Source organism: Paenibacillus sp. PL91 (genome assembly GCF_012935325.2).
Classification (GTDB): Bacteria; Bacillota; Bacilli; order Paenibacillales; family Paenibacillaceae; genus Pristimantibacillus.
Genome location: NZ_JABBYG020000014.1, coordinates 43,773 through 57,926, shown reverse-complemented (window position 1 = coordinate 57,926; position 14,154 = coordinate 43,773). Strand labels below are relative to the sequence as shown.

The window sequence follows — 14,154 nt, the reverse complement described above, 5'->3', positions numbered from 1 at the left end:
TGCCTGTTCTTCACAAAGCGGTTTTCCGTTCCTCGTAATTAGCTAATGAAAATTTTCGCCCTACTTATGATACGGTTCCCCCCGATTTATCTTCACAGCCCGATAAATCTGCTCCACCAGCACCAGGCGCATAAGCTGGTGCGGCAAAGTCATGCGCCCAAAGCTCAGCTTCTGCTGGGCGCGCTTAAGCACAGCGGGAGCAAGGCCATTGCTCCCGCCAATAACAAAAGCCACGTGGCTCCGCCCATACGTGGCTAATTTGTCGAGCTGGCCAGCGAGATCCTCGCTTGACCAGAGCTCGCCTTCCAGCGCGAGCGCGACAACATGCGCTTCAGGCTTCAGCTGCGCCAGAAGCCTCTCGCCCTCTCGCTCGCGCACAATCGCTTCCTCCGCCGGACTCATCGTCTCCGGCGCCTTCTCATCGGGCACTTCCGTGAGCGTAAGCTTCACGTAAGGCCCTAACCGCTTGGCATATTCCGCTATGCCAAGCACCAAATATTTTTCCTTCAGCTTGCCTACGGCTGCTATCTGTATATGCATCTTTTAAACCACCAAAAAAGTAGCCGGCTCATCACAGAAATCGCATTTGCGCGGAGGATCCCAATCGGCAAACTGCGTCTCCTTCAAATCCACTACATCCGGTGCATCCTCATACTCATCTACAAATCGGTCTAATGCCGTCTCCATATGCTCTTTACACACACAATACATATCTGCACGCTTCCTATCCTAGTTGATTGAATTCCCGATCGTCTTTCCTGCTTCTTCTCTTAACAGTCTGTCCAAAATATCTATACACAGCATAACAGAAAACGCCTTTCCATGTGAAGACGACAAATTCTGCACAGCCAGCACTTTGCTCTTCGCACTACCTTCACTGTACTAATCCCTACGCACTAATCCCTACATACTGTTCCTTCTTCTCCCCAAATTCCAACAAAAAAACCGCAACACCAAAATGGTTCCCCATTTCGACATCGCGGTTTCTACTTCGCTTTTCTCTTACTCTTTACTCTTCGCTCTTACTTACTACTCAAAACGCCTTACACCCTACTCCTCGTCTTCCTTTTCACCCAGCTTAAAATGAGTCTGCTTTAGTTCCCCGTCCCGGTAGTAACTAATCTCAATCTCATCGCCAATTTTCTTCTGGCTGTACAAATATTTACGCAGTTCCATCGTGCTGCCGATCGATTGGCGATCCAGCTTAACGATGACATCATTGAACAGCAGGCCCGCATCCTTAGCGGGACCAACCGCTTCAAGCACGATCACGCCGTCATAGACCTCATCCGGCAGCTTCAGAGGCGCTCCGCCGCCCTCTAGCACGTCTTCATCGCCAGTGGCTCCATCTCCAGAGCCGTCCGCCTCAGGCAGGACGCCTTCCTTATCGGCATGGTCTTGCGAATCCTGAAAGCTCTGCTGCTCCCAATACTGCTCCAAGTCCATCGTATAGACGCCAAGATAAGGACGAGGCACATGTCCAAGCTTAATCAAGCTCTCCACGATGGGCATAGCCAGATTAATCGGAATCGCAAATCCGATGCCTTCAACGCCGAGATCCGCAATTTTCATGCTGTTGATCCCAACTACGCGCCCGTTCAAATCAATCAACGGCCCGCCGCTGTTGCCCTGGTTAATCGAAGCATCGATTTGAATAACCTCTTGCTCCCAGTCATACACGCCGTCCTGATTAAGCGATACCGGCACGATTTGTTTCGTTTTGCTCACGCTGCCCGTCGTAACGGACTCCCCTAGCCCTAGCGGATTGCCGATCGCAATAATATATTCAGCAGGCCGAAGCGCCGATGAATCGCCGATTTCCGCGACAACATCGATTCCCTTTGCATCGATCTCAAGCACGGCAAGGTCCGTAATTTGATCCTTGCCGACAATGCGAGCATCGCGGGCCTCGCCGCTCATCAGTACAACCTTCACCTCTTGCGCTTGATCGATTACATGATAATTCGTAATGATGATTGCTTTGCCATCATTCTTGCTTATAATGACGCCAGAGCCAACACCCGCTTCACGCAGCGTACCTTTATCCTTCGAATCCTCCGGCAGCGCTTCACCGTTGCCCATGCCGAGTGAAAATTTCTGCAAATTAATGATGCTTACGACGGCTGGCCTTACCTTCGCAGATGCCTGTATCGGACGCTCCAGCGGGTCAACTGCCTGAACACCGTCTGCAGTCGCGATAGATGCTCCTCCCCCGCCAATACCGCCGCCACCGCCAAAAACAACACCAAACAACAGCGTTGCGGCAATCGCGCTCGTTATGGAGGATACGAAGGCGATACGGACATTGGACCATTTGCGCCCGCCGCTTCTATATGGAAAAGCAAAGCTTTCTTTCTTACTCTCCCGAGCAGCGCGTTTGGAAACTTTGGTTGAATAAAAATCGTCGTCGAATAAGCTCATTACGGTCGCTCCTCTCGATGTCTCTCGGACATCAAGACTATTTTTTTTCAATATAGGAATGTTTTCGAAAGAAATGACTAAAATAATAATAGATTCGGACGACGCGTACACGATATCTTAAAAACATTTTGTAGAACCGTCCCGCCAAAGGAGAGTTGCTCATATGAAAACGAAAACCCCCGCAGCTTGGGAACATGTACAGCTTGCTGCAAAGCTGGCAGATTTGAAGGATGACCACTACCGTACCGTTCTTACCTTAAGCGCAATGCTAGAGATATTCATAGAGAAGGGCATTATTACGAGAGAAGAGCTCAGCTCTAAAGCCGATGCGCTTGATGCGCAGCTGGAATCGCTTATTTCCTCTTCACTTCATCCCATGGCGTAGGCCTGTCATGGTACGTTGCACGCAGCGGATGCTCTTCCTTCTTATAAAATATTCCATTATCCTCCAATATAGAATTCACGGTCAGCATCGCTAAATCCATTAAGTTATGATCAAGGCTCAAGTGAGCCAAATAGACACGTTTCGTTCGGTCCGTCATGAGCTCAAGCAAGGCTTCGCCTGCCGCCGCATTCGATAAGTGACCTACATCGCTTAAAATACGACGCTTCGTATTCCATGGGTAACGCCCCATCCGAAGCATCTCGGTATCGTGGTTCGCTTCCAGCACGAGTACATCCGAATCGATGATCTGACGCTTGACCTTTTCGCTTACATACCCAAGATCGGTTGCAAGGCTAAGCTTCTCGCCATCCTCTACGAAGCTGTAGCCTACCGGCTCCGCCGCATCATGCGAGATCGGATAGGATTGCACCATCATCGACCCGCAGGCGATCTCTTCGCATGTCTCCATTATGACACGATTCTCTGCGGCAATGGTACCGACATGTCTTTCCATTGCGGCCCATGTTGCCTCATTCGCATAAATGGGCAAGCTATACTTCCTTGCGAAAGCGCCCAAGCCTTTTATATGATCAGAATGCTCATGCGTAACAAACAACGCGTCCAATTGATGTCCCGATATTCCTCGCTCACGCATTAGCTCATCCAGCTTCTTCGCGCTCATTCCCGCATCGACAATGACCGTCTTCTCGTTCCCCTGTACAATTGTCGCATTGCCGGTCGAGCCGCTTCCTAGTACTGTAAATCGAAGTCCCATAATCGCTCTTTCCTGTCCCTTCTCCCGCTCCCGTTAACGTAAACCGTTCGCTGCAGCTTCCCCTTGCTCTTCATCCGTTGCAACCTCGCCGCTTATCGCGTGCACATAAAGCAAATGACCATTTTCAAGCATGACCCGCCAAGACGGCACCGATACTTGCTTCTCCGAATCGAAGATTTGGCCTTTGTAGCCAAGCTGAATATCAGAGATGACTGCCCCATCCGGCAAATAGGTTTCAATTAAGCTCGCCATTACCTTCGCAGCTGGCAGCACCTGCTTTGCTTCGCCCGTTCCGAGCAGCTCCACTCGGTCCTGCAAAAAGGAGGTTATTTTTTGATTGCTAATATACAGCGTAAGCTTCACGTCGAACATAGGACGGCCTTCGACTACCCGATATAAGACGAATTTGTCCACGCTGCTGTTCAGCAGATCGAATGCATATTGATCAAGCTCGGGAATTTTGCTCCCTAGTGTCTTTACTAACTGTGTCTTCGAATAAATAATCGTACTATCAACAGGCTTGTCTAGTATAACAGGCTCCGCATTTTTGCGGCTGTCGGAGTGAAGCAAGTACGTTAAGTCCCCTAGCTCCGGCGTTTCCAGCGGCAGATTGGCTTCTAGCGAAATTCGCTTCTGCTGCATAAGCAGCACCTTATCCTGCGGCAGCTCTGCCGAATTTACGTTAATGTTCAGCTGCTCCCGGATATCCAGCCACAGCTGGTACCCTAACAAAATATTGAGCAGTAAAAACGAAATAATAAGCACATTTTTCGCCCGACCCCAATCCACTCGCCTTCACCCCCTGCCGTCTTATCCTATCGCATATCGCCAGCATGACCAGTGAGCATCTGAATCGCTCCTCCAGCAGCCCAGCTGGCAGCACCCGCGCCGCCTGCTGCTGTTGCATCCGAATCCGCCTTCGTGCTGCCATCCGCTCCTTGCTCTGTCGCATCGACCTGCTTAGAAGGCTCATATCCGACCGGATATGCCTCTACCAGTACTTCTTCCGTGTCATCGTTGAGACGAACAGCCCACACCGGTATAAACCGCAGCCGTTTATCATCCACAGGCGCTGCTTGCAGCGCTGGGAATAAAGCAATTACGTCGCCACGTTTTCTGTAATTTTCGAGACTGCTTTGCAGCTCCTCGCCGCCAGGCAGCCACCGAACACTACGTGATTCCGATTGCAGGCCTAGCGTAATAAGCGATCTTGCATATTCCGTTACGACGCCTTGCTGGAGCGTCAGCTTCATATATCCATAGCGGAACGGCGGCGTCTCAATGACTGGATACTGCTCCACGTACTGTTTAAATCGGATATACTTGCCTTCCTCTCCCGGCATCGCATTCACGAACCGATGAACACCGTCCCAGCCGCCATGCTGGTTCACAAAATCAACCGAAGCATACACGTTGTCGCTGAGCAGATTCTCCGTAATTTGCGGCGCGCTCGGATCGGTATAGCTGATCCACTTGCCGTTTTGCTCCACCTGCAAGCCCCGTTTGCCATCGGTGTAGATTTGCGAGCCGCTTCGATCCTCGATTGCCCTTGTCGTGCTTGGATCGAACAAGCTTCTCTGCATCAAATCAGGCGAATAAGTCTCGTACGGAAATACCATTTCCTTAGATTGAATCGGTGCAGCCGGAAGGTAGAGACCGTCTGCCGTCATCGTATACTTAGGCTGGAACTGTCCGAAGCCTACGTAATCCTGCACGTCGCGTACCGTCAGATCCGCGCGAACCGACTCATAGACCATTTGACCGCCTGCACTGAAGAAGAAGGTCCGAACCTCCTCTGAGCCTGTCGTCTTAAAAATCCAAATCCGATCAATCGTCTCATTCAAGAACAGCAGGTCTCCCTCAAGCTTTAGCAGCTTTTGCAGCAGCTCGACCGGAATGCCGTTATCGAACCGAAGCTCGATCCCGATATCATTCTTCCGGATCTCCTCCCAGTTCAGCACATTTAACGGACTCCGCTGGAAGCCCTTAAATTCTCTACCCTGAATGCGCTGATTAAGAATCATGTCATAGAACTGTGTACCCGGATAAATCACGGTGTGCTTGTTGCCGCCCAGATGAATGACGAGCTCCTCTGGAAAAATAACGCTCTCCACGCTCGTCTGCGGTCCCATCGGCTCTGCATTGACATAATCCTGGTCGCTTCTTACCGTAGCGCCAAGGCCTGGCATGCTGTAGGCAAGCAGATAGCTTTGCAGAAGGCTAAGCGCCACTAGCACGATCAGCGTCGTCGTTTTTATTTTTTCCTTCATCAAAGCTCACCCCCTTCCTGCAGCAGCGGGAGGGTGAATGTAACCGCAGTTCCTTCATTGAGCTCGGAAGAGAGGGAAATCGTACCGCCATGCGCCTTCACAATTTCCCGGGCAATCGAAAGTCCGAGCCCCGTACCGCCCATATTGCGCGAGCGAGCCTTGTCCACCCGATAGAAGCGGTCAAAAATACGAGTAAGATCCTTTTTCGGAATACCGATCCCGGTATCCTTCACGCTGATCGCCAGCAGTGCCGAATCGGTCGGCCTTTTCGCCGTTAACTCAATCGTTCCACCGTCCAGCGTATATTTGATTGCGTTGGAAAATAAATTATCAAGCACCTGATCGATTTGGTCACGGTCAAGCCATGCGGACTCCAGTCCTTGGTCAACCCGAACCTCCGCTTTAATCGACTTCTGTCGAAGCTGGAAGGAAAATCGGTCAGCCACCTCGTCAAGCATATCGTGCACGTTCGTCTGCCGGCGCCGAAGCGGCGCTTGGTTGGAATCGAGACGAGACAAATGCAGCAAATCGGTTACGAGCCTAATCATCCGCTCGGTCTCATTGCGGATAACCCCAACGAAGCGCTCCGACAGCTCACGCTCTTCAAGCGCTCCATCGTTAAGCGCCTCTGCATAGCTCTTGATCGTCGTAAGCGGTGTCCGCAGCTCATGCGAGACGTTCGCCACGAACTGGCGGCGCGATTGCTCCAGCTTCTCCTGCTCCGTTACATCCTGCAGTACCGCAATCGTACCCGTTGTTCCTTTGTCACGGCGATGAATCGGCGTAAAGGTTGCACGCAGCAGCCCTTCGTTGCCCTCGCCAAGCTCCTGCTCATCGAAATCGCGCTCAATCAGCATCGTTTGGCCGCGCCCTTGCTGCAGCTCGGACAATCTCTCCTCAGACAAATCAAATAGCTCGGACAATGCACAGCCCTCGCAGGTGCGAACGTCCAGCAGCTCAAGCGCCCGCCGGTTCCATACGATCACCTTGCCGTTCTCATCCGCTGCAACCACGCCATCGCTCATGTTGGAGAGGATCGAAGCAAGCTTCTCATTCTCCTCCTCATTTACCGATAACGCTTCCTTGAGCCGAATCGTCATGTCGTTGAACGCTTTGCTCAAGCTGCCAATCTCATCATCGCCAAGAACAGGCACCTGAAGATCAAACTTCCCTTGTGCGACCGCCTCAGCTTGCTTTGTCAGTCCTTGAATCGGGCTTGTGATGGTGTGGGCAAGCAATACGCCAAGCACCCCAGTAAGGCCAAGCGCAATTAACGTCCCCGAGAAAAAGATTTGGTTGACCCGGTTCACCGTCTTGTAAAGCTCATTCATGGATGCTACGACATACACCACGCCGACGACCTTGTTGTCGTTTATCGTTACCGGCTGCGCAATCATCTTCATTCGCGTATTATCTTCATCTATAATTTCTTGCTCATTATCGGTAATATTCTGAAGCGCCCGGCTTACGGCAAGCGATTTGTTCTTCTTCCCGATATACGACTGATTGCCTTGTACGGAAGTCGCTACCACCTTGGCGTTCGAATCCAGCACCTGCACCTCGGCACCGCTAATACTGAACAGGTTTTGAACGACAAGGCTGAGGTCCTCCGTCGTGCTCTCCGCAGAATCGCCTTCGGTATCAGGCTTTGCCGCTAAGCTGGGAGCCGCAAATTTGGACAAAATATCAGCCTGTTCCTTCAAATTGCCGGTGAAGCTATCAATTAACGAATTTTTGACGGTGCTTATAAAATATACGCCGATTAGCTGCATCGCCACCAGGATGAGCAGCAAATAAATAATGACCAGCTTAACCTGAATCGTACGGAAGAAGCTCTTTCCCTTCATCCTTAACCGAGGCCTCCAGACTTGGAGTTGCGCATCATGTAGCCTAGACCCCGCCGGGTCATAATGTACTCGGGACGACTCGGGTCATCCTCGATTTTCTCGCGCAGCCTGCGAATCGTCACGTCGACTGTTCGCACGTCCCCGAAATACTCGAACCCCCATACAGCCTGCAGCAAATGCTCGCGCGTCATCACCTTGCCGCTATTGCGTGCCATATAGTAAACGAGCTCATATTCGCGATGAGTCAGATCAAGCGGCTCTCCATCCTTATAAACCACATACATATCCGTATCAATAAATAAGTTAAACAGCTTAAAGCCCTGCTGTTCTTGCTCGGCTGGCGCTTCGGCTGCGCCGGCATTGCCTTCGCCGGAGCCTGCCGGCTTCTGCTGCCTGCGCAAATGAGCCTTCACCCGTGCCAGCAGCTCCCTTGTGCTAAACGGCTTTGTCACATAATCATCCGCGCCTAGCTCTAGCCCTAGCACCTTATCAATTTCCGTATCTTTGGCCGTGAGCATAATGATCGGCATCTGCAGCTTGGTTCGCACCTCGCGGCATACATCCATGCCATCCTTCACAGGCAGCATCAAATCTAGCAAAATCAGATCCGGCAGCTCCTCGAATGCAAGCCTCACCGCTTCTCCGCCATCAAAGGCGCAGATCACCTGATGCCCTTCCTTTTCCAAGTTAAACTTTATAATATCTGCTATCGGCTGTTCGTCATCGACCACTAATATTTTTCCGTGCATCGCTACACCCGCCCGTCGCTTGTCCTTTTTTGATTACCTTCTATTTTAGCACACGTTATCCATTAGTTCACAATGAAACTTCCTTCATGTTAGCAAGGATTTTCCTTTATCGCTTTGAGCCGCCGCAATAAAAAAAGAGAATCGCTTCGCAGTACGCGGAAGTGATTCTCTTTGGTTGAAATGGGGTATAAAATTATAAGTACTTTAACGGATTTTGCAATACGCCGTCCTTATGCACTTCAAAATGCAAATGAACGCCAGTCGAGTTGCCCGTGCTGCCCATAATGCCGATTGTATCGCCTTTTTCGACTATGTCGCCTACGCTCGTTTTGTAAGAGCTTAAGTGACCATAAACGGTGGTATAGCCGTTCTTATGGTCCACGATAATCGTTTTGCCAAGACCCGGCTTCGTGCCGACGAACTCAACTACGCCTGTGTCAGATGCATGAATGTTCTTGTTTCCTGTGAGATCGATGCCGTTATGCATGCGTCCCCAGCGCTGTCCGAACTTACTGGTTAATCGTGAGCCCGAAACCGGCATCGCGAAGTTTCCTGATCCTTCGCCCAAAATAACCTTAGTGCCTCGCTCAACGATTTTTGGCTTAGCTGCCTTAATGACTTCCTTCGTAAGCAGCTCTTCGGAAACGACGTAACCGTTTTGCTTCACGATGCGATAAGTCATGCGCTTAGAGCCTGCTGATCCTAGTGAGAGTGTCTTCGACTCGCCAACGCGCATACTCGCATTTTTCTTCACTTCCACTGGCGGCTCGATCGTTTCGACCTCAACTAAATTTTCAACCGTCTTGACCGTTAGCTCCGGCTGGAGCACCGTCAAATCGAGAACATCTCCGATTGTAATTTTGTCGTCCTTAATCCAAGCATTGTTCTTATAAATAACCTCAGGCGAAATATCGAACTTCTGCGCGATACAGCCTACGCAGTCGCCTTCTTGCACCGTATATTTCGTTGGCTGAATGCTGCCCTGAACGAGCATCTTGTAAATCGCTTCCGCTTCCATGATCTGCTGTGGATCGGTATCGATCGACTCCGTCATGACGGCCTCGATAAACTCGACCTCCGTCACCTCGCGGCCAGGCACCTTGGATGCCGTTTTTGTTTCTTTCTCCGGTACAGCCGCTTCGCTTGCATCGAAGGAGAGCGACCTAACTTCCTTTGAATCCTTCTTAGCAGCGGCCAGCTTAGGCGCAAACTTGCTTTGTACACGAAGCAGCACCGCATCTGCCGTTTGCTGGTCTTTCACGATACCGATTACTTTACCGTCAACCTTCACCTCAACGCCAACTGCGTGAGCAGTGAACATTCCTTTAAGCTTGTCCAACGTAACATCCGTTTCAGGCGTTCCTTTGAATGCGCTCTCGGCCTCATATGTAATCGTACCCGTATCAAGTACCATATTAATACCAGGATTAGCTTGCTGAACTTCCTCTGTCTTTAACAAAACTAGCTGCTCTACTTTATCAGGATCACTCACGGTCCCAACAGCTGTTCCATTCATATATACGTTATAAAAATCGACTGTGTTTGCTTGTACATATTGGATTCCACTAAATCCGGCTACAGTGAGGAGTACGAGCACCCCGCCCGCTAGCTGTACCGGCTTCTTGCGCCAAAATGACGTGTTTGCCTTGCCGCTTGCGGATTGTTGCTGAGTCTTGCCATTCAAGTGTTGCGATCGGTCATGCCGAAAGTACTGTATCGCTTGATTCCATACCTTCTGAATCCGACCTTGGTCCTTAAAAACGGTCATGATTGTCTCCTTTTCGCGCTAATGCAACTTTTATTCCGGTTTCCGACATCAAAAAATACAAAAAAAGACGAATTATCCTGTCGGATCACTCGCCTAATACTTTAACATATGCCCAACAATTGGAGCAACCTTTACCCTATCTTTAAAAATTAATATTTTTTCAGAATGTCCATCATTTGCCCGTATTCGGTCTTGTCGAGATGCTGTGCCATAATTTGTTGAATCGCCGTCAACTCTTGCTCCGTCAGCCCATTTTCAACATATTGAGAGATGGTTTGCCATGAATCTTGAGGCAGCTTGGTCATCAATAGGCCGAACAGCTCCTCTTTGTCCTCATCGCTCATTTGTTCCTTTACCTCGGTTAAATCATCTGTCGTCATCGCCGTTTCAGTGTCATCCGTGCCTGCCGTTCCCTCCTGCACCTCTCCGCCATCTACCGGAGCGCCTCCACCTGCCTGTGTACCGCCCCCGATACCAATATCCGTTAGCGGTGGCTCGGTCACCTCGCCGAACGCATCTACCGATGCCGGAGGATCGCCCTGCTCATTCGTACCCGCTTGAGAGTCCGGCGTTTCCTCTTTGGGGTCTGTTTTATCCTCAATAATGGGCGGAGTCTCTTCTTTGCCAGCGATATCCGTCGTTACGAGCGGATCTGCGCCCCAGAGCTTCCCCCAAACGCCTGTCATCGCCATTGGCGGCACCTCAAGCGGCAAATTAAACTGTTTTAGCAGCGTCTCTACATAACTTGTAACAATATAGCCCGTCGTCCATATCGACAAAAAGCTTAAAATAAGCCCCGCCGCAACTAGCTTTCCGAGCCATCCGATTCTCTTTAACACGCTCGCACCAATCCTCTCGATCAGCAGCCGAAGGTTACCTTTTCTATCAGCTGCTATTTCCCATAATCTGTTACATACTATTATGGTCAAGTTTAGAGAGAGACATTCCCCCTTGGCATGCTATATTCCAAAGACAAACAAAAAAAGGATGACCCCAGGGGCCATCCTTCATCAAGCTCATATTCTATTCGTAGATCGGACGAACAGGGTTCGTCTGCTCGCGATTGCGGCCTACCGAGAAGATCGCGATCGGAATGCCTGTAAGCTCGGATACGCGGTTCAAGTAGTTACGCGTATTTACCGGAAGATCCTCGAGCGTTTTTGCGCCGGAGATATCCTCAGACCAGCCTGGGTGCTCCTCATAGATCGCTTCGCACTCGGATACCATTTTCAGGCTTGCTGGATAAGTTTCGATAACCTCACCGCGCAATTTGTAGCCTGTGCAAATCTTAACCGTTTCAAGACCTGTCAAAACGTCAAGCGAGTTCAGGGACAGACCCGTAATACCGCTAACGCGGCGCGCATGGCGAACTACAACCGTATCGAACCAGCCAACGCGGCGAGGACGGCCTGTTACCGTACCGTATTCATGGCCTTTATCACGAATCAATTGACCGATCTCGTTATCCTGCTCCGTCGGGAACGGGCCATCGCCTACGCGAGTCGTATACGCTTTGGCAACGCCGATAACTTGCTGGATCTTGGACGGACCAACGCCTGAACCGATACAAACGCCGCCTGCCGATGGGTTGGAGGATGTTACGTACGGATAAGTTCCTTGGTCGATATCAAGCATAACGCCTTGTGCGCCTTCGAATAGTACCTTTTGGCCAGCATCGATTGCATCGTTCAGAACAACCGAAGTGTCTGTTACATATGGACGCAGTACTTCTGCATAGCCGAGATAGTCACGTACGATGGAGTCAGCATCAAGCGGCTCTCCGCCGTATACTTGCTCGATCAGTTGGTTTTTCTCAACGATAATGCTGCGAACTCTTGCTTCGAATTCCTCTGCATCCATCAAATCAGCGATACGGATACCGTTGCGTGCCGCTTTGTCCATGTAGCAAGGGCCGATTCCTTTGCGTGTCGTACCGATTTTGTTATCGCCTTTGCGGTCTTCCTCAAGGCCGTCAAGCACAAGGTGGTAAGGCATGATCACATGCGCGCGATCGCTAATTTTCAAATTGTCGGTTGAGAATCCATTATCATGGATATAGTTTATTTCGTCGATAAGCGCTTCTGGGTTAATAACCATTCCGTTGCCGATGACGCAAGTTTTATTATGATTGAAAATGCCCGATGGAATCATCGTCAATTTATATTTTTTGTTATCAATAAGGATCGTGTGTCCGGCATTGTTTCCTCCTTGGTAACGAGCGACGACGTCGGCTCCCTCTGCCAAGTAATCAGTGATTTTGCCTTTACCTTCGTCTCCCCACTGTGTACCAACAACAACAACCGTAGACATAATTATACCCCCGTCCGGTGTTTATAAACACCGAAAATTACCGTCAAAATGCTGTAGCACGAAATTCCCTTCTTATTGAAGGCTTCGTGTTATCAGGCAAAAGACAGCATTAATAGTGTAGCAGTCCATCATCGAGAAGTCAAACTAAAAACGAACAATTGCATAGCTACCCCTGCAATTGTTCGGATATTCATGATGCTTGCATCGGATCCTGATGCGCGCGATCAATACTTACGAATTTATTGTATTTTTTCAGAAAGACCAGCTCTACCGTGCCTACCGGCCCATTCCGCTGCTTGGCGATAATAATTTCGATAATATCTTTTTTCTCGGATTCCTTATCGTAGTAATCATCCCGGTACAGGAATGATACGATATCGGCATCTTGCTCGATCGATCCTGACTCCCGGAGGTCAGACATCATCGGACGCTTGTCCTGCCGCTGCTCAACGCCCCGGCTGAGCTGCGAGAGCGCGATAACCGGTACTTCAAGCTCACGCGCTATTTGCTTCAACGTACGCGATATTTCAGATACCTCTTGCTGCCTATTCTCGCCCGCTTTGCCGCGGCCGGAAATAAGCTGCAAGTAGTCAATAAGGATCATGCCAAGCCCTTTTTCCTTCTTCAAACGGCGGCATTTGGCGCGAATCTCGGCGACTGTAATCCCCGGCGTATCATCAATAAAGATTTGCGCCTCGGATAGCGAGCCTATCGCCATCGTCAGCTTCTCCCAGTCGTCACCCTCAAGATGGCCTGTCCGCATGCGCTGCGCATCCACATTCGCTTCCGCGCAAATCATACGCTGAACCAGCTGTGCCGCTGACATCTCGAGACTGAAGATCGCGACCGTCTCGCGAGCGCGGACGCCTACGTTTTGGGCGATGTTAAGCGCAAATGCCGTTTTACCTACCGATGGACGCGCAGCAACGATAATAAGGTCACTCCGCTGGAAGCCCGCTGTCATACGGTCTAGATCCGTGAAGCCTGACGGTATGCCCGTCGTGCCTCCTTTATCGGCGTACAACTGCTCGACCTTCTCGAATACTTCCATCAGCACATCGCGGATGGAAATAAATCCGCTGCCTGAGCGGCGATTCGAGATTTCGAGAATCTTCTTCTCCGCATCGCCGAGCAGTACGCCAACATCCTCCGAATTTGCATAGCCATCGGATACGATGTTGGTCGCTGTGCGGATAAGCCGCCGCAGCATCGATTTCTCTTCAACGATTTGTGCGTAATAGTCAACATTTGCCGCTGTCGGCACCGAATTGGCCAGCTTCGCCAAATAGCTGACGCCGCCTATTTCTTCAAGCAAATGCTGATCCTGCAAATGCGCGGTCAAGGTTACGAGGTCAACCGGCTGGTTGTTCTCGGCAATCTCGACCATCGCCTCATAAATTTGTCTGTGAGGACCGCTATAGAAGTCTTCGCTGCGCACCCGCTCCATCGCTGTAATAAGCGCTTCCGCTTGCAGCAATATCGCTCCGATGACAGCCTGTTCAGCTTCTAAGTTTTGCGGTGGAACACGGTCAAACATCAGCTCTGTACTCATGGGTCCCTCCTTAAAGGTTTGCGAAGCAAACCTACTTCGTAAGCATAAGCTAAGGTTTGCGAAGCAAATCTACTTCG

Annotated in this window: 13 protein-coding genes; 1 reads left to right on the top strand and 12 read right to left on the bottom strand. The window is 50.4% G+C overall.

Features of this window, described 5'->3' with window-relative positions:
- Nucleotides 1–60: 60 nt before the first annotated feature.
- The 3 genes from rlmH to HI950_RS25655 all read right to left on the bottom strand — a co-directional run bounded on the left by rlmH (nt 61) and on the right by HI950_RS25655 (nt 2,421).
- Nucleotides 61–540, bottom strand: a complete 480-nt coding sequence (rlmH, locus tag HI950_RS25665; protein WP_053373454.1) for a 23S rRNA (pseudouridine(1915)-N(3))-methyltransferase RlmH — start codon at nt 538–540, stop codon at nt 61–63.
- 3 nt (nt 541–543) lie between these two features.
- Nucleotides 544–711 carry a CxxH/CxxC protein gene (locus HI950_RS25660; RefSeq protein ID WP_063845975.1) on the bottom strand — a complete coding sequence of 56 codons (168 nt, stop codon included), beginning with the start codon at nt 709–711 and terminating at the stop codon, nt 544–546.
- Between the two features lie 339 nt (nt 712–1,050).
- Nucleotides 1,051–2,421, bottom strand: a complete 1,371-nt coding sequence (locus HI950_RS25655; protein WP_169084089.1) for a S1C family serine protease — start codon at nt 2,419–2,421, stop codon at nt 1,051–1,053.
- Nucleotides 2,422–2,584: 163 nt separating this feature from the next.
- Here HI950_RS25655 and HI950_RS25650 point away from each other — a divergent pair, with 163 nt between their 5' ends.
- The gene (locus HI950_RS25650) at nt 2,585–2,806 is read left to right on the top strand and encodes a hypothetical protein (protein ID WP_169084088.1); all 222 of its coding nucleotides are present in this window, start codon (nt 2,585–2,587) and stop codon (nt 2,804–2,806) included.
- On the opposite strand, the gene HI950_RS25645 is transcribed toward HI950_RS25650, so the two are convergent.
- The 9 genes from HI950_RS25645 to dnaB all read right to left on the bottom strand — a co-directional run bounded on the left by HI950_RS25645 (nt 2,775) and on the right by dnaB (nt 14,077).
- The gene (locus HI950_RS25645; protein WP_169084087.1) at nt 2,775–3,581 is read right to left on the bottom strand and encodes an MBL fold metallo-hydrolase; all 807 of its coding nucleotides are present in this window, start codon (nt 3,579–3,581) and stop codon (nt 2,775–2,777) included. The genes HI950_RS25650 and HI950_RS25645 overlap by 32 nt on opposite strands.
- A gap of 33 nt (nt 3,582–3,614) precedes the next feature.
- Nucleotides 3,615–4,370 (bottom strand): two-component system regulatory protein YycI, encoded by a 756-nt coding sequence (gene yycI, locus HI950_RS25640; RefSeq protein ID WP_169084086.1) that lies wholly within the window; start codon nt 4,368–4,370, stop codon nt 3,615–3,617.
- Nucleotides 4,371–4,396: 26 nt separating this feature from the next.
- Nucleotides 4,397–5,851 carry a YycH family regulatory protein gene (locus HI950_RS25635; protein ID WP_169084085.1) on the bottom strand — a complete coding sequence of 485 codons (1,455 nt, stop codon included), beginning with the start codon at nt 5,849–5,851 and terminating at the stop codon, nt 4,397–4,399.
- Complete coding sequence (gene walK / locus HI950_RS25630; protein ID WP_169084084.1) at nt 5,851–7,698, bottom strand: cell wall metabolism sensor histidine kinase WalK; 1,848 nt, start codon at nt 7,696–7,698, stop codon at nt 5,851–5,853. The genes HI950_RS25635 and walK overlap by 1 nt, the downstream gene beginning before the upstream one ends.
- Nucleotides 7,699–7,700: 2 nt before the next feature.
- On the bottom strand, nt 7,701–8,447 hold the full coding sequence (gene yycF, locus HI950_RS25625; RefSeq protein WP_169084083.1) for a response regulator YycF: 747 nt from the start codon (nt 8,445–8,447) through the stop codon (nt 7,701–7,703).
- Nucleotides 8,448–8,640: 193 nt separating this feature from the next.
- The gene (locus HI950_RS25620) at nt 8,641–10,215 is read right to left on the bottom strand and encodes a M23 family metallopeptidase (protein ID WP_169084082.1); all 1,575 of its coding nucleotides are present in this window, start codon (nt 10,213–10,215) and stop codon (nt 8,641–8,643) included.
- 149 nt (nt 10,216–10,364) lie between these two features.
- On the bottom strand, nt 10,365–11,054 hold the full coding sequence (locus HI950_RS25615) for a hypothetical protein (RefSeq protein ID WP_169084081.1): 690 nt from the start codon (nt 11,052–11,054) through the stop codon (nt 10,365–10,367).
- Between the two features lie 184 nt (nt 11,055–11,238).
- Nucleotides 11,239–12,525, bottom strand: a complete 1,287-nt coding sequence (locus tag HI950_RS25610) for an adenylosuccinate synthase (protein ID WP_169084080.1) — start codon at nt 12,523–12,525, stop codon at nt 11,239–11,241.
- 190 nt (nt 12,526–12,715) lie between these two features.
- Complete coding sequence (gene dnaB, locus HI950_RS25605; protein WP_053373443.1) at nt 12,716–14,077, bottom strand: replicative DNA helicase; 1,362 nt, start codon at nt 14,075–14,077, stop codon at nt 12,716–12,718.
- Nucleotides 14,078–14,154 lie beyond the last annotated feature (77 nt).

Bases quoted from the DNA above. Each gene is read 5' to 3' on its own strand.
- walK (WP_169084084.1), bottom strand. From the start codon at position 7,698: ATGAAGGGAAAGAGCTTCTTCCGTACGATTCAGGTTAAGCTGGTCATT.
- HI950_RS25645 (WP_169084087.1), bottom strand. From the start codon at position 3,581: ATGGGACTTCGATTTACAGTACTAGGAAGCGGCTCGACCGGCAATGCG.
- rlmH (WP_053373454.1), bottom strand. From the start codon at position 540: ATGCATATACAGATAGCAGCCGTAGGCAAGCTGAAGGAAAAATATTTG.
- HI950_RS25635 (WP_169084085.1), bottom strand. From the start codon at position 5,851: ATGAAGGAAAAAATAAAAACGACGACGCTGATCGTGCTAGTGGCGCTT.
- HI950_RS25655 (WP_169084089.1), bottom strand. From the start codon at position 2,421: ATGAGCTTATTCGACGACGATTTTTATTCAACCAAAGTTTCCAAACGC.
- yycF (WP_169084083.1), bottom strand. From the start codon at position 8,447: ATGCACGGAAAAATATTAGTGGTCGATGACGAACAGCCGATAGCAGAT.
- HI950_RS25610 (WP_169084080.1), bottom strand. From the start codon at position 12,525: ATGTCTACGGTTGTTGTTGTTGGTACACAGTGGGGAGACGAAGGTAAA.
- dnaB (WP_053373443.1), bottom strand. From the start codon at position 14,077: ATGAGTACAGAGCTGATGTTTGACCGTGTTCCACCGCAAAACTTAGAA.
- HI950_RS25660 (WP_063845975.1), bottom strand. From the start codon at position 711: ATGTATTGTGTGTGTAAAGAGCATATGGAGACGGCATTAGACCGATTT.
- HI950_RS25650 (WP_169084088.1), top strand. From the start codon at position 2,585: ATGAAAACGAAAACCCCCGCAGCTTGGGAACATGTACAGCTTGCTGCA.
- HI950_RS25620 (WP_169084082.1), bottom strand. From the start codon at position 10,215: ATGACCGTTTTTAAGGACCAAGGTCGGATTCAGAAGGTATGGAATCAA.